Source organism: [Phormidium] sp. LEGE 05292, from assembly GCF_015207735.1.
Classification (GTDB): Bacteria; Cyanobacteriota; Cyanobacteriia; order Cyanobacteriales; family Aerosakkonemataceae; genus Floridanema.
The window spans coordinates 1-20,484 of record NZ_JADEWG010000087.1; the positions used below are offsets into that span (position 1 = coordinate 1).

The 20,484-nt window shown below is 41.5% G+C and carries 13 protein-coding genes; 12 read left to right on the top strand and 1 reads right to left on the bottom strand.

Annotated features, from left to right (window positions below):
• The first annotated feature begins 199 nt into the window (after nucleotides 1-199).
• From ccsB to tilS, 4 genes are all read left to right on the top strand, one after another.
• Nucleotides 200-1,261 (top strand): c-type cytochrome biogenesis protein CcsB, encoded by a 1,062-nt coding sequence (gene ccsB, locus IQ264_RS21255; RefSeq protein ID WP_193982803.1) that lies wholly within the window; start codon nucleotides 200-202, stop codon nucleotides 1,259-1,261.
• Nucleotides 1,262-1,533: 272 nt separating this feature from the next.
• Nucleotides 1,534-1,902 carry a response regulator gene (locus IQ264_RS21260; RefSeq protein WP_193982804.1) on the top strand — a complete coding sequence of 123 codons (369 nt, stop codon included), beginning with the start codon at nucleotides 1,534-1,536 and terminating at the stop codon, nucleotides 1,900-1,902.
• A gap of 84 nt (nucleotides 1,903-1,986) precedes the next feature.
• Nucleotides 1,987-2,310: a KGK domain-containing protein gene (locus IQ264_RS21265; RefSeq protein WP_193982805.1), complete on the top strand. Its 324-nt coding sequence runs from the start codon at nucleotides 1,987-1,989 to the stop codon at nucleotides 2,308-2,310.
• A 136-nt stretch (nucleotides 2,311-2,446) separates the two neighbouring features.
• Nucleotides 2,447-3,433 (top strand): tRNA lysidine(34) synthetase TilS, encoded by a 987-nt coding sequence (gene tilS, locus IQ264_RS21270; RefSeq protein WP_193982806.1) that lies wholly within the window; start codon nucleotides 2,447-2,449, stop codon nucleotides 3,431-3,433.
• Nucleotides 3,434-3,507: 74 nt separating this feature from the next.
• On the opposite strand, the gene hmpF is transcribed toward tilS, so the two are convergent.
• Nucleotides 3,508-5,274, bottom strand: coding sequence for a pilus motility taxis protein HmpF (hmpF, locus tag IQ264_RS21275; protein WP_193982807.1), 1,767 nt, complete (start codon nucleotides 5,272-5,274; stop codon nucleotides 3,508-3,510).
• 670 nt (nucleotides 5,275-5,944) lie between these two features.
• On the opposite strand from hmpF, the gene IQ264_RS21280 reads away from it, so the two are divergent.
• The 8 genes from IQ264_RS21280 to IQ264_RS21315 all read left to right on the top strand — a co-directional run bounded on the left by IQ264_RS21280 (nucleotide 5,945) and on the right by IQ264_RS21315 (nucleotide 20,476).
• Entirely contained in the window at nucleotides 5,945-7,189 is a 1,245-nt protein-coding gene (locus IQ264_RS21280; RefSeq protein ID WP_193982808.1) for a response regulator, read from the top strand.
• A gap of 120 nt (nucleotides 7,190-7,309) precedes the next feature.
• A complete protein-coding gene (locus IQ264_RS21285) occupies nucleotides 7,310-7,675 on the top strand; it encodes a response regulator transcription factor (protein ID WP_193982809.1) in 366 nt (121 codons plus the stop codon).
• 11 nt (nucleotides 7,676-7,686) lie between these two features.
• Nucleotides 7,687-8,220 carry a chemotaxis protein CheW gene (locus IQ264_RS21290; protein ID WP_193982810.1) on the top strand — a complete coding sequence of 178 codons (534 nt, stop codon included), beginning with the start codon at nucleotides 7,687-7,689 and terminating at the stop codon, nucleotides 8,218-8,220.
• A 246-nt stretch (nucleotides 8,221-8,466) separates the two neighbouring features.
• Nucleotides 8,467-11,253, top strand: coding sequence for a methyl-accepting chemotaxis protein (locus IQ264_RS21295; RefSeq protein WP_193982811.1), 2,787 nt, complete (start codon nucleotides 8,467-8,469; stop codon nucleotides 11,251-11,253).
• A gap of 164 nt (nucleotides 11,254-11,417) precedes the next feature.
• Nucleotides 11,418-16,883 carry a response regulator gene (locus tag IQ264_RS21300; protein ID WP_193982812.1) on the top strand — a complete coding sequence of 1,822 codons (5,466 nt, stop codon included), beginning with the start codon at nucleotides 11,418-11,420 and terminating at the stop codon, nucleotides 16,881-16,883.
• 127 nt (nucleotides 16,884-17,010) lie between these two features.
• Nucleotides 17,011-19,083, top strand: coding sequence for a prolyl oligopeptidase family serine peptidase (locus tag IQ264_RS21305; protein WP_193982813.1), 2,073 nt, complete (start codon nucleotides 17,011-17,013; stop codon nucleotides 19,081-19,083).
• A gap of 134 nt (nucleotides 19,084-19,217) precedes the next feature.
• Complete coding sequence (locus tag IQ264_RS21310) at nucleotides 19,218-19,658, top strand: NUDIX hydrolase (RefSeq protein ID WP_228061700.1); 441 nt, start codon at nucleotides 19,218-19,220, stop codon at nucleotides 19,656-19,658.
• A gap of 71 nt (nucleotides 19,659-19,729) precedes the next feature.
• Nucleotides 19,730-20,476 carry a sterol desaturase family protein gene (locus tag IQ264_RS21315; protein WP_193982814.1) on the top strand — a complete coding sequence of 249 codons (747 nt, stop codon included), beginning with the start codon at nucleotides 19,730-19,732 and terminating at the stop codon, nucleotides 20,474-20,476.
• Nucleotides 20,477-20,484 lie beyond the last annotated feature (8 nt).

Here is a 20,484-nt window from a genome sequence, read left to right on the forward strand (position 1 = left end):
AAGTAGGAGCAGGGGAGCAGGGGAGCAAGGGAGCAGGGGGAGCAGGGGAGCAGGGGAGCAAGAAAACTTCTTAACTCAAAACTTGAAACTCAAGGCTTTTCACTTCCTTAGAGCATTCTGTCTTTGTACTAGTAAACTGCCAAAATTAATAGTAGGGCAAAGGGATTAAACTAATAAAACGATTGGGGAGAACACATTTATGAATTTGGTATTACTCCAGAATTGGTTGGATAACACTAGTTTTGCGATTTTATTTGTTACCATGCTGGTTTACTGGGGAGGGGCAGCATTTCCCAATATTCCAGTTTTACCAGCATTGGGAACAGCAGGGATGGCGATCGCTAACCTTTGTATCGCCTGCTTACTGGGGGCACGCTGGATAGAAGCGGGATACTTTCCCTTAAGCAACCTCTACGAATCTCTATTTTTCCTGACTTGGGGAATTACCACCATTCATTTAATCGCGGAAAACATGAGTCGTAGTCGGTTGGTGGGAGTTGTCACCGCACCTGTAGCGATGGCGATAACGGCATTTGCAGCCTTGTCCTTACCCGCGCCAATGCAAACCGCAGAACCTTTGGTACCCGCACTCAAATCAAACTGGTTAATGATGCACGTCAGCGTCATGATGTTGAGTTATTCTTGTTTGATGGTAGGGTCGTTATTGGCGATCGCATTTTTAGTAATTACCAAAGGAAAAAACATCGAATTGCGAGGCAGTTCTGTAGGTACAGGAGGCTTTCGTAATCAAGATTATCAACTGCGTCGTTACGGAAATTTAGTAACACAAACTCCTGGTGGTAAAGTCGAACAAACTGCTGCCATTTCCGCTGCCATTCCTCACGAAATTGAATATAACGGCAACGGTAAAACAGCCGTTTTAGAGGTAGTCAAAACGCCACCAAAAGAAACAACAGTCGAACCACTTTCGCCCCAACGTCTCAACTTAGCCGAAATCCTAGATAATATTAGCTATCGAGTAATTGGCTTAGGATTTCCGCTGTTAACAATTGGCATCATAGCTGGGGCTGTTTGGGCCAATGAAGCATGGGGTTCTTATTGGAGTTGGGACCCGAAAGAAACCTGGGCATTAATTACTTGGTTAGTATTTGCTGCTTACCTACACGCCCGAATTACTCGTGGTTGGCAAGGGAGAAAACCAGCAATTTTAGCAGCAACAGGGTTTGTTGTAGTCTGGGTTTGTTACTTAGGAGTTAATTTGCTAGGTAAAGGTTTACACAGCTACGGCTGGTTCTTCTAACCTTCAAGTTTAAGCGATCGGCACTCAATTAATCTTAATTGTCAGCTGGTCGCTAGCTTTTTGCAAACTTATGCAAAATTACCCAGAACAATACAGTAACTTAAATATTTGTGAGTTATTCTAGAAAGTTGTGCATTTAAATTGCTAATTAGCAGTCCCCGAGAATTAAGCGTTGTTGTCTTCCTTGCTGCAAAAGCTGATCCCCTCTTACTGACTATGGTGTAAATTAAATGCTAAAAAGCTGAATAGCGTTCAGCTAAGTGTAAGCTCTTATGATTACAATTCTACTGGTTGATGATAGCCCGACAGTTAGGGTTATGGTTTCAGACCTACTCAGACGTAAAGGTATAGAAGTTATTGAAGCAGGTGACGGCATTGAAGCAATCGAGAAAATGCAGGTTCAATGTCCAGATTTAGTAATAACTGATATTGTCATGCCGAGAATGAATGGTTATGAACTTTGTCGATGGATAAAGACACAATTTCAGGATAAATATATACCAGTAATTATGTGTACCAGTAAAGATCAGCAATTCGATCATTACTGGGGAATTAAGCAAGGTGCAGATGCTTATATTACTAAACCTTTTGAACCAGTGGATTTAATTAGAGCAATTAAAAAGCTTTTAGTTAGGAATTAACTAAATCCTCTTCTTCCTCTGTGTCCTCTGCATTCTCTGCGGTTAAAAAAAATATTATTTCCAAATCAAATAGGAGTGCTATCTATGAATAATTTCGAGGAGCTTAACAAAAAAGATGTTGTATCTCTTGAAAATTTCAATGAAGTTAGAGTAAATGTAATTCCTCAACAAATGCTAACAGTAGAGCAATTTCAAAAAGAAACAGTAAGATATACTATGGGAAATACAGGAGATGAAAGGGTGGAAAAGTGGCAAAAAGAAGGAGTAAGATGTGAAGTATTACAACCTGGAGGAGATTGGCAAAAAGGGAAAGTAAGGATGAAAATAACCTTAGAATTTTACCCAGACAAACCCTCTCAACCAACTTTTCCACTAGATGATCTTCGTAAACAAATCAAAGAAACCTAAAACTAACTCTTCTCTTCTTCTTCCTCTGCGTCCTCTGCGTCTCTGCGGTTCAAAAAAAGCTATTTCCCAAATTAATAAAATTACCCTTCCCTCTTCCTTCGCGCTCTTTGCGTCCTTCGCGGTTCAAAACTCTTAAATGCTTTCCTCCCAACCCTGGACACCACTTCACGCCCAAATACATCGCACCTTGCGACAACGCCAACTATTACCCAAAAACCAAAACATATTAATAGCAGTATCCGGCGGACAAGACTCACTTTGTTTAACCAAATTACTATTAGACTTACAATCAAAATGGCAATGGCAACTAGGAATTTGTCATTGCGATCATCGATGGCGAACCGACTCAGAAGCTAACGCCAATCATGTAGGAAAACTTGCTCAAACTTGGCAATTACCCTTTTATTTACAAATCACAGACCAAGAATTAAAAAGTGAAGCAGCAGCGAGAGAGTGGCGATATCAAGCATTAATTAATGTTGCCCAAACGCATAATTACAGTTATATTGTTACTGGACATACAGCGAGCGATCGGGCCGAAACCATACTCTATAACTTAACTCGTGGTAGTGGTGCAGATGGATTACAAAGTTTAACTTGGCAAAGATATTTAATTGAAAAAATCCAACTAATTCGCCCACTTTTAGAAATTACTCGCTTAGAAACTGCCCAATTTTGTGCAGATTTTCAACTACCAATTTGGTCAGATTCTACTAACGAAGAGTTAAAATATAAGCGAAATAGAATTAGATTAGAATTAATCCCTTACTTAAAACAAAACTTTAATCCCCAAGTGGAAAAAGCCCTAGCTCAAACAGCGGAAATCCTGCAAGCAGAAGTAGAATTTTTAGAAAATACTGCTCAAGAAATCCGGCAAAAAGCTAGTTCTAATTCTCCCATTCCGCAGCTAAATCGCTCAATTTTACGCTCTACATCTTTAGCAATTCAAAGGCGAGTGATGCGACAATTCTTACAGCAAAATTTAGGATTTGCCCCTAGTTTTGAGCAAATAGAAAAATTAACAGCTTTAATTACAGCACCTAATCGTTCTTGTACCGATCCATTTCCTGGAGGTGCGATCGCTCAAGTAGAAAACGACTACATTTACTTAAAAAAAGCCTAGAGCAGCAGGGCAGAATCACACAGTTGAAATTAAAGTTTTTTCCGAACCTTCTGCTTTCTGCCTTCTGCCTTCTCTTAAGAAGCTGCCAATTGTTGTAACTCGCTAGGTATCAAACTATAGATAATTTTTCGCATTTCAGCGATGCCATGAAATTGATAATCGCCAACTTCTTGAATCTGATTAAGCAGACCAGCGATCGTTTCTAGCTTTTGCCGCACTTCGTTTACCTTATCTTGAATCTGTTGCAAAACTTCCTCATAAAGTCGCACTTTGCCCCAAGATTCTGCTAAAAATGCCTTTTGAGTTTGAGTATTTTGTTCGCTGCTTTGTAACTCTTGGCGTTGATTTTCTTGTTGCTGTACTTGATCGTTCACCATTGCTTGAGCTTGCCCAATACTAGAGCGCATTTGCTCAATTTCCCGTTCCAAGCTTTGTAACTCATCCGCCTGTTGTTGACGAACAGATTCAATCTGAGATAAAACAGGGCCTAAATCAATTTTTTGCCCATCAATCACCTCAGTATCAGCTATTCCTTGACGACGGCGAAACACCTTAAGATGCTGAGAGAAAATTTCCTCCCGTTCCCGGAGAGTCCGACGCTGACCCACCAAAGTTTCTTCTAACATTTGGTAACGGTCTTGTTCATCTGCTAATTCTGTTTGTAAACGCTGACGTTCTTGGTTATTAGCTTGTTGTATCTTTTGTTGTAATTCTGCGATCGCCTGACGTTCAAATTCCAACTCCTCTTCCTGATCGCTAACAAAACGCTTCGCCTTATCCAACTCCAACTTCAGATTTTGGACAACTGCTTGTAGTTCCCCTACCGCCATGCGTTCTAAAGCTTCCAAATCAATTTCTTGGCTAATCTTCACCTCCGAAGACAGCGCCGCCAAACGTTGTACTTGTTGATATAAGTCATCTTGATTTCGCAACCGAGCGGCTAAAGATTGAGCATATTCCTGCTTCAAAGATAAAGAATTTTGCTGAATCTTTAAAGCCTCCCTAGCTTGCTCCACAGAACTCTGAGCTTGGTAAAATTCTTGCCAACGACTTTGCAGATTGCTAGCTTGACGATCGACTCGTTCTTGGAGAGCCGTCGCCGCTGCTCGTTGTTGCTCCAACTGTTGCCAATGTTGATCTAGAATCGCCTGCTCTTGATTGAGTGCCTCAAAAGCCCAACCAAGTTGTTCCCGAATTGGTTCTGGAGAAGCGATCGTCTGGGATAATCTTTCCAGAATCTCTTGAATTTGCCTTGCTTGTTGATCGTCAAGCGCCGCTTGCGGTTTATATTGAGCTTCCAACTCCTTAATCCGCTCTTGCTCACCCTTCAAATGCGCCCAAGCGCCTTCCAACTCCAAGCGATTTCGGTCAATTTCTTCCTTTAATCTCTCCGTTTCCTCACGAGAACTATTAATTTCTTGCCTTTGCTGTTCAAATCGCTCCACCTCCTGCTCCATTTGCGCCAACTCTTCTTGACGAGCTTGAATTTCCATCTCCCGACGGTTCAACTCATGAGCTTGGTAAGTCAGCGACTCCTTCCACTGTTCAATCTCTTCTTCCTTAGTCTTATACTTTTCTTGTAACCGCGAGAAATTTTGCAGAACCCCCACTAACTCCCGCCCCGGATTAATGCGTTGCACTTGGCGATTTCCACCCAAGTCAACCAACACCAGCGCCCCGTCACCGTACTTACTTCCTTCTTCAGGAGAAAGAGCAACTACTTCCTCGCCAGTTATTGCACTCCAACTTTCGCCACGCTGACAAGCCAGCAGTTTCAGATCCGTTTTACTGCCCCCGAATGGGCCAGATTTTTTTTGTAATACTTCCGCTAGATACAGCACGCCTATATTCCTCTTGATGTGTCTAGGTTTGAGCTTTGGCTAAACCTTTCCCAGATATTATTTAGTTCTACTAACCCTAGTTTAGGCAGACAACGCTCATAAAACAATTTGAATTGACCTGTCTACATATTCGCCGCTGTCTTCATCCGACCCAACCCCATCGAACGGAATCAACGTTGACTACTAACGCAAGTTGCTAGTTATTAAATTGAGGTTGGTAGTAGGTAGTAGGTAATGGGTAATGGGATTCCTACTACCTACTACCCACTACCCACTATCTATCACCACGTTAGTAAGTAGCAACTTGAGTTACTAATTAAATTTAGCTGGAAACGGTAGCCGAAAACAGCTTACCGCCTCTGCCATGAATTTTGCCTGCGAAAAATGGACGCTTCCCGGTTTATTACTTGGTCGCAGTTCCTCCCCACCCTTCTAAAAGTCAGGAAGGAACTGCGACATTAGGTTAAATTCTAACCTAGACTAATTACATCTACTGTACTAGCCAAAGATTCTAGTGTGGTAAGTGAACCAAAAATTAGCCAGACTTAACAAAGTCTAGGCGATACTCATCCACAATCAAAAGGTAAAATTTATAATTTTTTGGGCTGGGTAACTCAGTAGCAGCACAAAGTTAGATTAAAACAGTTTATTAGGAGAGCGTTATAGTTCCATGCAGGGAACGTTAAGTGAAATTGATATTCGTAGTATTTTGCAACTCATTGAATTAGGTCAACGAACGGGTTACTTAGAAGTACAGGCGTTTGGTGATGCAAAATTTCGAGTTGCAGAACAGTTTTGGATTGTATTTTTCCTCAATGGTCAAATTGCTTATGCCGCAGACAGCGATAGTAGTTTATCTAGGCTACGGGATTATTTACGTCGTTATCGGTTAGATTCTGCGGTAGATCAACTTTATGTACCAGCGATCGCCACCACCAATGCTCCCGAATACGGCTACCTGTGGACATTATTAGAAACTCACGTCCTTACTCCAGACCAAGGCAGAAACATCATTCAAAGTATGGTCAAGGAAACTTTGTTTGATCTCCTCAGTTTACACCAAGGCTCCTTCGTATTTGAAATTGGCCCCGCCCTTGCCCCCCAACTCACCACCCTGGAAATTGACCCCTTGGTGACTCAGATTATGAAACAGGTACAAGAGTGGAAACAATTTCATCCCCATATCCAATCCCCAGAGCAATGTCCTGTACTCGTAGAATCGTCACTTTTACGGCAAAAATTACCAGACAACACCTTTAAAATTCTCGAAAGATGGGCAGATGGTCAAAACTCCTTGCGGCAAATGGCACGTTACCTAAATCGGCAAATCCTTCCTGTCGCCAAAGCTATTTACCCATACATCAAAAAAGGTTGGGTGCAATTAGTTTATCCTAGTAATCCCAGCACCAATGCAACGCCGGGAGAATTTACTGCCGAGCCGAAAACTGGGACACACAGCGTAGTTTTCATTGATGATGGGATTGCCACTTGTAAAGCTGTGGAACATACTCTCAAACAACATGGTTACCCTGTAGCTGCCATTAGTAATCCCCTGAAAGCACTGAGCTTGGTATTCCAAATTAAACCAGACCTAATTCTTTGTGACATTATTATGCCTGAATTAGATGGATTGGAAATTTGTGCCATGTTGCGACGGTCTACTGCTTTTCGCCAAACGCCGATCGTCATGTTAACAGGTAAAGATGGCTTTATCGATCGCGTCAAAGCCCGGATGGTAGGTGCAACTGACTACCTCACCAAACCCTTTGGTGACAGTGAATTACTGATGCTAGTCGAGAAATACATTGGCAAAAGCGATAACGATGCAGATAGAGCCACCCAGTTATTGATTGATGCGTTAGAAGAGGAAATAGGACTAAGCAACAATTCCGACTTGAATGTAAGTCGGTCATAGTGGGGAATACTAATACAAGGTGCTGGTTACTTGACTCAATTGATATGTGGAAAGCGGCAACCTTGATAGATTTTTACTGTTATCTAAGTTTGTAAAATCAGTAGGTCAGGTAAAAAAATAATGAGTACAGTTCTAGTAGTAGAGGATAGCGTTACCCAAAGGGAGATGATCTCAGATCTGTTACGTGGGAGCGGACTTAATGTTTCAGTTGTCACTGATGGAGTAGAAGCACTGGAGTTCATCCAAGGTCGTTGTCCCGATCTAGTAGTCTTAGATATTGTCATGCCCAAAATGAATGGTTACGAGGTTTGCCGTCGCCTCAAAGCCGATCCGAAAACACAAAAAGTACCTGTAGTGATGTGTTCTTCTAAAGGCGAAGAATTCGATCGCTATTGGGGCATGAAACAGGGTGCAGATGCCTACATTGCCAAACCGTTTCAGCCTAAAGAACTGATCGGTACAGTGAAACAACTATTACGAGGATAGGGAAAACAATTATGGTTGGCAGCCCGGACTTTTTAACCGGAAAAGGTCAAGACCAAACTTCAGAATTTCAAGAATTAGAAAGCCCAGAAGGTGAGTTACATCTGAGGTTTTATATTACACCGACCACAGAATTAGCTTTACCCGCGATCGGCATCAAAGAAGTAATTTCTCGACCACCAGATGCAATTACACCAATCCCCAATGCCTCTCCCTTACTCTTGGGAACACTCAACTTTCGGGGTAGAGTAATTTGGGTAGCTGATTTAGGACAATTCCTGGGAGAATCTACATTACTAAATACAGACCGCTCAGAAATTCAGGTCATTGCCATAGAAGACCAAGATACTATGCTAGGCTTGGCAGTTGATCAGATTGTTGGTATGTGTTGGTTGGATGTAGAAACAGGTTTTCAAATGCCAAATAATGCACCAGATAGTATGGCACCCTTTCTCAGGGGCGAATGGGTATTAGACACCCAAAACAATAAAACTCTGCAATTATTAGACCAAGTGGCGATTCTCCGATCGGCACGCTGGGCAGCATAAAATTGTGTAGAGCAGTGTTGAGTGCCTAATAAAAAACAGATATTCTACTCTGGTCTAGAAAGTAAAGAGTCAAGTTAATAACTCTTCTGCCCGGAAAGCGCAATTCACTTTCTGACTGCAAAATCAGCAAAGACAAATTTGGTAAATAATTATTGGGTAACAGCAAATGATTTATGAGTATAAAACCCGCGCCAAATAATTTCCAACTAACTCAGCACTCAGTACTCATTTAGCGGGAGGAGGCAAATGCCATTTAGCACACACACGCAGAAATACCAAGAAGCTCAAACAGCATATATGCAGGGGAAAGACGAGGAAGCGGCAGAAATTGTCGATGAACTCGTTTCGGAGTTCCCGGAGGAACCAAGCATCCGGCTACTCCGAGGTCATATTTATTGCAATCTGGGACAATATGACACAGCTAGGGAACAGTATGAATATGTGCTGACCCTGACAGATAATCCAGAATATGTCGATTACGCTAACAGTGGTTTGGCTTACCTGAGTGAATGTGAAAATTCCTCATCTGCCAATGGTGCTGCTCCAGAAACGGATTATGGAGAGTATTATCAACCGGAAGAAGATGAAGAATGGAATCAACACGATCGCGCCACTCTAGCTAATGATTTTGGCTTAGATGACCTGGGTTTAGACGATATTGATGATATTCCCCAGATGCCTTCTGACTATCAAACTGGCAGAGGCGCTGCACAATTTGAGCATGACAACCCCTTTGGCAGTCATGCCCATACCAATGGCTACGATAACGGTAATGGTGCTGATGCTGGGGAAATGTTTGTCGATCCCTTTGCTGTTGGTTCCAGTGAGGAAACATACTTCGCTCAAGAATCAACAGATGTTTCCTCTGGGTGGTTCGCCCCAGATCCGAATCAGGAAGATAATTACTACACGGAAGAATCAGAAACAAATAATTACTCATTTACTACTGATTCTGCCGCCTATAGCGATGAAGTCGCCTTTGACTCCCAAGCCGACGCTTTCGACCAAGAATACAGCAATGAATACAATGAATACAACGATCCAGAGCTAGCATATCCTGAAGAGGAAGAATCTCCGGCTTGGTCAAACTCACAACCGACATTTCCCGATCGACCTCCAGTTTCCGGTAGCCAGGGATTTTCTCGTCCGGTTTATCCCAGAGGTGTGGTTGGTGAAGATGAAACAATTTTGCTGGGAAATGAACTAGCACCAAGTAGCGACGAGATTGATGCCTTTAATGTGGCTTTTGGGGAAGAAAACGACGATGATTCGACTTTTTCCCTGCCAAATTCTGGAACTCGTCAACAAGTTAACAATGATATTCTCCAAGAATTCGATGAATTTGATGATGATTTAGCAAATCTGCCTAATTTTGACAATCTGGAAGATTCGGCAGCTTTAGCAACTCATCCGCAAACGGGTTCTTTTGGTTTAACAGGGGGACTTTCTACGGGTGGAATGCGATCGGATTTAACTGATGCAGGCGATCGATCGGCCTTTGGTTATGATGATAACTTCCCCACCACAGAACCCCCGATATTTGTTCCCCCATCAGCCAGCGGCAGCACCGAACCAACTGTTACTGTAGAACAGGGTGTGTTAGCTTTCTTTGAAAACGCTCCTCTAGCCCGCAAACGCACTTATTCAGCGATCGCAGTGGGGATTTTGTCGGCAATTTCCGTCGCTGCTGTTAGTTTAGGCTCTCAACTGGCTTTTAGTCCGCGAGATAAAGATAGCCTCACCCAAATGCAGTTTACAGGTTTGGCAATGGCAGGAGTAGCCGGAGTCGTCGGTTTTGGTACCACTATGCTGGTAGGGGGGTTAACGGCTAGGCAAATTCGTCGCCAAACTGTAAATTTACATGAGCAATTTGATTCGGTTTCTCAAGGCAATTTGTCAGCCCAAGCTACAGTTTACTCGGAAGATGAACTGGGGAGATTAGCAGCATCATTTAACCAAATGACGCGGATTATGCTCACTCAAACCAGTGAAGCACAACGGAAAGCGGAAGAACAAGAACAGGCAAAAGAAGATTTACAACGGCAAGTAATTCGCTTGCTGGATGATGTAGAAGGAGCTGCAAGAGGTGACTTGACTGTTCAAGCTGAGGTAACTGCTGATGTGTTGGGTGCGGTAGCTGATTCGTTTAACTTGACGATTCAAAACCTGCGGGAAATCGTCGTTAAGGTAATTGAAGCTGCTAAACAAGTCAACAAAGGTGCGTCGGAAAACGAGAAATTTGCCCGTCAACTGTCGGCTGATGCTTTGCGTCAAGCAGAAGAATTGGCTGTCACCTTAAATCAGGTGCAAGGGATGACGGAGATGATTGCTAGGGTAGCAGATAGCGCGGCTGAGGCAGAAAAAGTCGGACGAAGTGCTTCAGCGATGGCTCGCAAAGGCGGTGATGCGGTAGAACGGACTGTGGGCAGTATTTTGGGGATTCGGGAAACTGTGGCGGAAACTACCCGCAAGGTGAAACGGTTGGCGGAGTCTTCCCAGGAAATTGCCAAGATTGTAGCTTTGATTGCGGCGATTGCATCGCGTACCAATTTGTTAGCATTAAACGCTAGCATTGAAGCAGCAAGAGCAGGCGAAGCGGGTCGAGGTTTTGCAATTGTGGCTGATGAAGTACGACAGTTGGCAGACCGATCGGCAAAAGCACTCAAAGAAATTGAGCAAATCGTTTTGCAAATTCAAAGCGAAACTGGCTCGGTAATGATGGCAATGGAAGAAGGCACCCAACAGGTAATTGAAGGGACAAAAGTTGCCGAGCAAGCGAAGCGGAGTTTGGACGATATTATTCAAGTGTCTAACCAAATTGACGTTTTGGTGCGATCGATTACTGCTGATACAGTTCAGCAAACTCAAGCGGCTCACAATGTAGCACAGGTAGTTCAATCTGTGGAACTTACCGCCCAAGAAACCTCCCAAGAAGCACAACGGGTGTCAGGACAACTGCAAAATCTAGTAGGTGTGGCACGTAATTTGTTAACTTCTGTGGAGCGTTTCCGTGTAGAAGCGAGCGATCGCTAAGCACACTCTCTCGCTTCCTGGCTATATTGAATAAATTAACGCTAGGAAAAACTAACAATTATTACTTTTGATAGTTGAGTTTTGCCAAACATAAAAGCGGAGTAGGGACGAATCATGAATCGTCCCTACACTCAAAACTCACAACTCATTGAGGAACTTCAGCTATGCTGCCAGAACAACAACAGCGCATCCTGGGCTATTTTATTGAGGAAGCTAAAGACCACCTGAATACTATTGAGCAGGGTTTGCTAACTCTCCAAGCGACTATTAATGACCGAGAATTATTAAAAGAAGTTTATCGTGCTGCTCACTCTGTTAAAGGGGGAGCCGGAATGCTCAGCTTGCAAAGTATTCAGAAAACTTCCCACCTTTTAGAAGATTGTTTTAAATTACTTGAAGAATCGCCAGTCCAAGTAGACCAGAAATTAGAGTCTATGTTCTGGCAAGTATTTGATGCTCTCAAAGAGCTATTAGAACAGTTACAAGGGCCTTTTGGTTTAACAGAAGATGTCTCAAATAGTGTAATGGCATCACTAGAATTAGTTTCTGGCGAGCTCAGACAACACTTACAAAAATTGGTAAGTTCTTCTGCTGGTAAAGTGTCACCAACTAAGGCAAAAGACTCGCAGCAAGAGTTACTGATTGCTACTTTTAAGCAGGAAGTTATGGAGCAGTTGCGACAAATGTTGCAATTGTTTAAGCCACCAGCTTGGCCGAACAGCCGCCCACAACTAGAAGGTTGCTGTGATACTTTGGCGCAAATGGGAAATAAGTTTGAATTGTCGGCTTGGTGTGGTTTAATGGAGACGGCAAAAGGTGCGATCGCTAATCAAGAAAACACCTGCCAAACTCTGGCTCCCATTGTCATTAAAGAAATTAAAGCGGCTCAAGAATTAGTTTTGACAGGAAAAGCAGGCCAAATTTGCGTTGGCGAACAATTACAAGCACTTTTACCTGTAACTTTACCTGCCCAAGAAGAAGAATTAGACTTTGGCGATTTATTCTCAGAAGAGTCAGTAGTCGGCAGTGAAGCAGATATTGATTTTGCCGCTATTTCAGATGAAGAAGAAGTAGATGTTGACTTATTCGCAGAACCATTAGACTTTAGTGAACCTGAGCCATTAACAAATACAGCTAATTTGGGGAGTTCAGGAAAAGCGACAAGATCGATCGCAGACCATACCCCCCGGATGGATGCGCCCGAAACCCAAAGAAATCCAAGAGTTGCAGACCGACATGGCCCAGAGGTTGGAGCCGCAGAACTCAATACCTTAGCAGACCTATTTCAGGAAGCCGTAGACCTTGACGACAACTGGCAAGAAGAAGAAAGTTTTAGCGATACTACAGTTGAACCAGTAGGTTTAGAAAGTCCCACAGATTTAGAAACAGATAGTGAATTTGCCGATCTGTTTGATAGTATTCCAGCCGAAGAACAAGCAACAGATGAAGACCTTTTAGGTTTTCTCAGTGATGACTTTGAAGAAGAAGATTTGGCTGACCTTGGTTTAGATGATGATATTTTCGGTGAAAAAACATCGGTAGAAACTGAAGATAATCTCACTGAACTATTTGCTGACTTACCAAAAGAATCGGAAACTTGGGATGAAATAACAGAAGTTCCTGAAGCAAATTTAAAAGCAGGAATTAGCCAATTTGATGGCGCAGAAACAGAAGATTTAAAAGACCTATTTGCCGAGGAAACAACAGAAACAAAAAATAGTTGGAATGAAGAAGATTTTGCCCCTCTAGAAGAGGCGGAAAATTTAAATTCAGACAATTCTTTAGAGTTTTTAGGTCTAGAAAACCAGGCAGATTTTAATTGGGAAGATGAAACTGCTGAAGCAACAACAGCCGAATATTCTCAACCTGAAGCAGAATTTGATTTAGCCAATCTATTTGATGAAGATGAAGAATTATTAGATTTTGCTGGGGAAACTTCGACAACAAGTGAAACAGAAGTAACTGAAGCAGCTTTAACAGATGATTTTGGATTTTTCGATGATGCAAATGAGTTGTTGACTAGCGAAGTAGTTGAAGATGAATCTGGAGCAGATACCTTTGATTTTGGTACAAGTAATGATGAATTATGGAGCGAAGCAACTCCAGAAGCTAGCGCCACAACAGAGGAATTAAATGAAAATTGGTTTGCTAATGACTTGAGTGCAAATGAAGATAACCAAGGAATCCCTGTAGCAATAGATGATTTATCTTTTGATGCTTTCGATCCATTTGCTTTAGATACTTCAGTTAGTAACCAACAATCAGACGATCGGTTTGCTTGGGATGTTCCCGCAACAGCAGATAGTACGGGAACTTTAGACGATCTGTTTGCTTCGGAAACAGAAGATTTAGGCAATTTTGCTGCGGAAAACCTCGATTTCGGTAATGATTTGTTTGGTGAAGAGGTATTTGCTGAAAGCACAAATCTAGCCAGTACAGCAAATGTATCGCCAGTAGATGAATTTACTACTTATATCCAAGAGTTCGACACCGAATTTGGTGCTTACCAGGCGGAAGAACCGGGAATGGAATGGTTAACAGATAACTCTACAGAAGCATCTTTAGAGTTGTTTGAATCAGATGCACCACCAGCCGAAGAAAATTTTGATTTGGGGAATTTCGATCGAGAATTAGCCGCTGATTCAGAATTGGCAATAGATGATTTTCCAGCAGAGATTTCTGATGATGGTTTTGATTGGGGTGCTGAGTTAACGGAGGCAACACCGAAAACTTCAGAAGCTACTGTTTGGCAAGATTTCGCGGAGTTACCCACAGATGAAAGTTTTGATTTTGATGGTTTAACTGCCGAAGAAACAGAAGATTTCGCGGAGTTACCCACAGATGAGAGTTTTGATTTTGATGGTTTAACTGCCCAAGAAACAGAAGATTTCGCGGAGTTACCCACAGATGAGAGTTTTGATTTTGATGGTTTAACTGCCCAAGAAACAGAAGATTTCGCGGAGTTACCCACAGATGATGCTTTTGATTTTGATGGTTTAACTGCCCAAGAAACAGAAGATTTCGCGGAGTTACCCACAGATGATGCTTTTGATTTTGATGGTTTAACTGCCGAAGAAACAGAAGAATTTGCTGATTCTGATGGACTAGAAACTAATGCTTTGAGCCTCGATACTGGTAGTTTGGATAGTTTCGATAATTTTGATTTGGTACCGGGAGAATTAGAAGCAGAAGATGGCGTAGGGGATTGGGATTTTGCGGCTAATGTTGGTGAAACAGACGAATTTGGTGATTTAGCGGCGCTGTTGAATGAGGAAGAAGCGCCTGCTTTAGATCGATCGCCAGATGCCGATTTTGCTGATTTAGAAGCGATGCTGGGTGATGAAGAACTAGCAAGTGCTGCTGCGCCAAATAATCATGTAGATACAACTGATGATTTAGATTTTGCTGATTTGGAAGCAATGTTGGGTGATGAATCGCCAAGTATAGCTAAGACGGCGATTCCCGCAGCAGCAGCGACAGCGGCGGTAGCAGCATTAGCTAGTCAAAAGTTGGATGATGATATTGACTTTTCTGATTTGGAAAGTTTGGTAGCAGAAATTGATAAAAAACCGGGTTCGCCTGCTGCTAATAAACCTAGACCTACCCAGTCTACAACGCCGAAGCGTTTGAGTAGAGGAATTCTGGAACAAACGATGAAAGTGCCAGTTAAGCAGATGGATAATCTGAGTAACTTGGTTGGGGAATTGGTGGTAAACCGGAATACTCTAGAACAAGAACAGGAAAGATTACGGCAATTTTTGGATAATTTGCTGACGCAGGTGCAGCAACTCAGCGATGTGGGTGCAAGGATGCAGGATTTGTATGAACGATCTTTGCTGGAAGCTTCGCTGTTGGCTTCTCGGCGGCGCGATCACTATCACACTTCTAGTTTTAGGAGTTATGGTGATAGGGATTCTGATGACTCATCTAATAACGAGAATTCCAATCATAACGATCGTTCCGTAGAATACGATCCTTTGGACTTGGATCAATTTACTCCTTTCCACACCATTTCCCAAGAGATGATTGAGTTGATTGTTCGGGTAAGGGAGTCTACAGCGGACATCGAATTTGTGACTGATGAAACTGAACAGGTTAGTCGTCAGTTCCGCCAAGTTACTACTCAATTACAAGAAGGTTTAACTAGGGCAAGAATGGTGCCGTTTGGGGAAATTGAGCGAGTTTTCCCGTTAATTCGTTATGTGCGTGATAAGGCGGCGGAATTTGGTAAACAAGCAGAAATCAAGATTGAAGGGCGAGAAACGCTGATTGATAAGTTGATTCTGGAGCATTTTTCCGATCCGTTAAAGCATTTGGTAAATAATGCGATCGCACACGGAATTGAAACCCCAGAAATCAGACAAAAAGCTGGTAAACCTGCTATGGGTAGGATTACGATTAAAGCGTTCCACCAAGGAAACCAAACGGTAATTTCTTTCTCTGATGATGGTGCGGGAATTAATGCCGATCGCGTTAAGACTAAAGCGATCGAAAAACGCTTAATTTCTCGCACTGATGCCGAAAATATGACCCGCCAAGAACTTTACCAATTGATTTATCATCCTGGGTTTAGTACTAAGGATGAAGCAGATTTACTCTCCGGTAAAGGTGTGGGAATGGATGTGGTTCTTACCTCTTTGAGCGAAATTCGGGGGACAATTACCACTGATTCTAATCAAGGTAAAGGTACGAGTTTCACGATTCGTTTACCACTGACTTTGAGTATTTGTAAAGCACTTTGTTGTTTGAGTGACAAAGCCAGAATTGCCTTCCCAATGGACGGTGTGGAAGATGCTTTAGATATTCCCAAAGATCGGATTAAAATTAATGCTGAAGGTAAACCTTGTATTCCTTGGCGCGATACAACTTTACCCTTCAAACCACTAAGCGAATTGTTGACTTACAATCGGCAATTAGGTAGGGCTGGTGTGTATGGTGGGACTAAAGAAGAAGATGTAATTTCGATCGTCGTTTTGCGGAGTCCGAATAATTTAATTGCTTTGCAAATCGATCAAGTTTTGGGTGAACAAGAAATAGTAATTAAGCAATTGGAAGGGCCTATTCCTAAACCATTGGGCATTGCTGGTGCGACAGTGCAAGGGGATGGTCGCATTATGCCGATCGCTGATGTATTAGAATTAGTTGACCTCTCACTCGGACTAATTCGCAATGAAGGCGGTAAATTCTGGGATCAAGATGCAGCAAGTGCAACACCAGAACAACCCAAGTCAGATCCTACAGTATTAATTGTCGATGATTCGATTACTGTTCGGGAATTGTTGTCCATGACATTTAACAAGACTGGCTACCGAGTTGAACAAGCACGCGATGGTCAAGAAGCTTGGGATAAACTAAAATCTGGTCTACCTTGCGATATCATTTTCTGTGATATTGAAATGCCCAGAATGGACGGTTTAGAGTTACTTTCGCGTCTGCAAAAAGACCCAGAATTAAGTCATTTGCCAGTAGCAATGTTAACTTCTCGCGGTGCAGATAAACATCGTCAAATGGCAGTTCAATTAGGCGCAAGTGGCTATTTTACTAAGCCTTATCTCGAAGATTCGCTATTAGATGCAGCATCAAGAATGTTGAAAGGAGAGAAACTAGTTACTAGCAATGCTAGTGCTTAATTAAACATCGTAGGGTGTGTGACGGCATAACTCGCAAAAAATTGTGGATTTTACTTTTTTGCTGTCACGCACCGCTCAGTTAAAAGGTGCGTTACACTGGCGTTAACGCACCCTATTTTTTTAAGTTATGACTGATTCAACACTATCCTTCAATTACCCAAAAACCACAAAAATCGACGTAATTGATGATTATCATGGGACGAAAGTTGCCGATCCTTATCGTTGGTTAGAAGATCCTGATTCAGATGAAACTAAAGCTTGGGTAGAAGCACAGAATCAAGTTACTTTTGGCTATCTTAACGATATTTCAGTTAGGGAAACGCTGAAGCAACGCCTTACTAAACTTTGGGATTATGAAAAATATAGCATTCCTTTTAAAAAGGGGAATCGTTATTTTTACTTCAAAAATGATGGGTTACAAAATCAAAGCGTGTTCTACACTTTAACTTCTCTTGATAGCGAACCTAAAGAATTATTAGATCCGAATAAACTGTCAGCAGATGGAACAGTTGCACTGTCTGGAATTGCTATTACTGAAGATGGAAGTTTGATGGCTTATGGTTTATCATCTTCCGGTTCAGATTGGCAAGAATGGAAAGTGCGAAATGTGGAAACAGGCGAAGATTTACCCGATCGTTTAAAATGGATTAAATTTTCTGGTGCTGCGTGGACTAACGACAATCAAGGGTTTTTCTATAGTCGCTACGATGAACCAAACGACGCAAGCAAATTAGAAGAGGTTAACTATTACCAAAAACTCTTTTATCATCGTTTAGGAACTCCCCAATCAGAAGATATTTTAATTTATCATCGTCCTGACCAAAAAGAATGGGGATTTAATGGCGATGTGACTGAAGACGGCAAATATTTAATTATTAATGTTTGGCAGGGAACAGATCCAAAAAATCTGATTTTTTACAAAGATTTAACTGATGCAAATGCTGAGGTGATTGAACTAATTAATGAATTTGAAGCTAGCTACAGTTTTGTGGATAATGATGGTGAAACTTTCTGGTTCCGTACTGATTTAGATGCCCCAAAGGGAAAAGTAATTGCGATTAATATTAACAACCAAGCTAAGGAAAATTGGCAAGAAATCATTCCCCAAACTGAGGAAGTTTTGGAGGGCGTGGGTTTACTAAATAATCAGTTTGTTACCGAATATTTAAAAGATGCCCGTAGTCAGGTAAAAATTTTTGCATTAAATGGCGATTTTGTCCGGGAAATCCAATTACCGGGAATTGGTTCTGTGGGTGGTTTCGGTGGGAAACGTTACGACACAGAAACTTTCTACAGTTTTACTAGTTTCACTTTTCCGACAATTATCTATCGCTATAATCTGGTGACGGATGAAAGTTCGGTTTTTCGTAAATCAAATATAGATTTTAATCCAGAAGATTATGAAACTAAACAGGTATTTTATACCAGCAAAGATGGTACGAAAATACCGATGTTTATTACTCACAAAAAAGGTCTACAATTAAATGGGAATCAACCAACTTATCTTTATGGTTATGGTGGTTTTGGTGTATCTTTAACGCCTAGCTTTTCTGTAGGTTTATTAGTGTGGTTGGAGTTGGGTGGAGTTTATGCGGTTGCTAATTTGCGGGGTGGCGGTGAATATGGGGAAGAATGGCATTTAGCGGGAACTAAATTGCAGAAACAAAATGTGTTTGATGATTTCATTGCGGCGGCGGAATGGTTAATAGAAAATAAGTATACTTCATCGGCAAAATTAGCGATCGCAGGTGGTAGCAACGGCGGTTTATTAGTTGGTGCTTGTATGACACAACGCCCTGAGTTGTTTGCTGCTGCTTTACCCTCTGTGGGTGTAATGGATATGCTACGTTTCCATAAGTTTACTATTGGTTGGGCGTGGTGTTCTGAGTATGGTTCGGCGGAAAATGCAGAAGAATTTCCGGTACTTTATGGTTATTCTCCGTTGCATAATTTAAAAGCTGGTGTTGCTTATCCTGCAACTTTCATTACTACCGCAGATCATGACGATCGCGTAGTTCCCGCCCATAGTTTTAAGTTTGCTGCGGCGTTACAAGAAGCACACAATGGCGATCGACCTGTGCTAATTCGCATTGAAACAAAAGCCGGACATGGTGCTGGAAAACCAACTGCTAAAATAATTGAAGAAATTGCCGATCGCTGGGCTTTTTTAGTGCGAACTTTAGAGATAGAATTAGCATAAAAGAAGACCGAAGAAAGTTTTTAGTTGTAGGAGCGAGTTTAGTAAATTATTTTGATTTACAAGCTAATAAATTATTTATCAACCCCGCCCTTACTTCCTCTGCCTTTGTTCTGCTATTTCATCCAGCAGTTAATATGCTAATCAAACAAATTCTTTCAATGATGGCAAAAATAACTAATCCAACAATTAAACAATCAGCAGTAATTCCCTACCGCATTCAAGATGAAAAGTTAGAAATTTTGCTGATCACTTCTTCGGGAGGTAAACGTTGGGTTATTCCCAAAGGAATGATTGAAATATTTATGAAACCCCACTATTCCGCAGCGAAGGAAGCTTGGGAAGAAGCAGGGGTTACAGGGCAAGTTTCCGAAACTACAATTGGTACTTACAGTTATAAAAAGTTGGGTTGTAATTTCTTGGTTGATGTGTTTTTGTTGCGGGTTGAAACGGTGTTTAATGATTGGCCGGAAGCTAAAGTTAGAAAGAGAGAATGGCTAAGTTTAAAACAGGCAATTAAGCGAATTCAGGAAATTGAATTAAAAGAAATTTTGATGGAATTTCCTCTTCATATTTAAGAATATAGCAGGAATTATCCGAAATATAACCGTTATAAGTTTAATTTTATAATCCCAGAGGTAAGGCAGTAATGAGTGGCAAATTGGTAGTAATTGTCGGGAGTATTTTGATTTTTGGAATTCTGGAAAATTTGTTTCCGTTTTTTACTTATAAACAGGGTTTAATTAATCGGATGGGTACTAATTTTGGGTTGGGGGTTTTGAATGCGATCGCCACCAGTCTAACTACAGTTTGGCTATCCAAATGGTTACAAGAACAAACTACTTGGCAAGGATTATTTCAGGGGATTCAACCTGTTTGGTTAGTCGGCATTTTATCAATTTTAATTTTAGATTTGTATATGTATTTTTGGCACAGATTAATGCACACTTGGCCCTTAGCTTGGCGTTTTCATTCTGTACATCATACTGAACGATCGATGAATGTTTCCACAGCTTATCGGTTTCATGCGGTAGAAGTAATTGTTTCTTATTTGCCCAAAATTCTCTTAATTTGGTTCTTAGGTATTGCGATTCAACCATTACTAATTTATGAATTAGCATTTATTTGTGTGATTGTGTTTCATCATAGTAATTGGGCTTTGGGTTATGGGTGCGATCGCTTTTTAAGCTACTTCATTGTTACACCTAACTATCATCGAATTCATCATTCACAAATTGTCGAAGAAACCAACTCAAATTATGCCAGTCTTTTGACTATCTGGGACAGAATTTTTCAATCTTTCCGGCATAGAAATGACCCGGAAAATATTAAATTAGGGTTGAGCGAAGAAGCAAAAGAATTTAATTTAATTACCTTACTAAGTCTACCTTTTTAACACACTAA

Excerpts from the sequence above, each read along its gene's own strand:
- IQ264_RS21285 (WP_193982809.1), top strand. The coding sequence starts at position 7,310 with ATGAGTACAGTTCTAGTAGTAGAGGATAGCGTTACCCAAAGGGAGATG.
- IQ264_RS21265 (WP_193982805.1), top strand. The coding sequence starts at position 1,987 with ATGAATAATTTCGAGGAGCTTAACAAAAAAGATGTTGTATCTCTTGAA.
- IQ264_RS21260 (WP_193982804.1), top strand. The coding sequence starts at position 1,534 with ATGATTACAATTCTACTGGTTGATGATAGCCCGACAGTTAGGGTTATG.
- ccsB (WP_193982803.1), top strand. The coding sequence starts at position 200 with ATGAATTTGGTATTACTCCAGAATTGGTTGGATAACACTAGTTTTGCG.
- IQ264_RS21300 (WP_193982812.1), top strand. The coding sequence starts at position 11,418 with ATGCTGCCAGAACAACAACAGCGCATCCTGGGCTATTTTATTGAGGAA.
- IQ264_RS21295 (WP_193982811.1), top strand. The coding sequence starts at position 8,467 with ATGCCATTTAGCACACACACGCAGAAATACCAAGAAGCTCAAACAGCA.
- tilS (WP_193982806.1), top strand. The coding sequence starts at position 2,447 with ATGCTTTCCTCCCAACCCTGGACACCACTTCACGCCCAAATACATCGC.
- IQ264_RS21315 (WP_193982814.1), top strand. The coding sequence starts at position 19,730 with ATGAGTGGCAAATTGGTAGTAATTGTCGGGAGTATTTTGATTTTTGGA.
- IQ264_RS21310 (WP_228061700.1), top strand. The coding sequence starts at position 19,218 with ATGCTAATCAAACAAATTCTTTCAATGATGGCAAAAATAACTAATCCA.
- IQ264_RS21290 (WP_193982810.1), top strand. The coding sequence starts at position 7,687 with ATGGTTGGCAGCCCGGACTTTTTAACCGGAAAAGGTCAAGACCAAACT.
- IQ264_RS21280 (WP_193982808.1), top strand. The coding sequence starts at position 5,945 with ATGCAGGGAACGTTAAGTGAAATTGATATTCGTAGTATTTTGCAACTC.
- IQ264_RS21305 (WP_193982813.1), top strand. The coding sequence starts at position 17,011 with ATGACTGATTCAACACTATCCTTCAATTACCCAAAAACCACAAAAATC.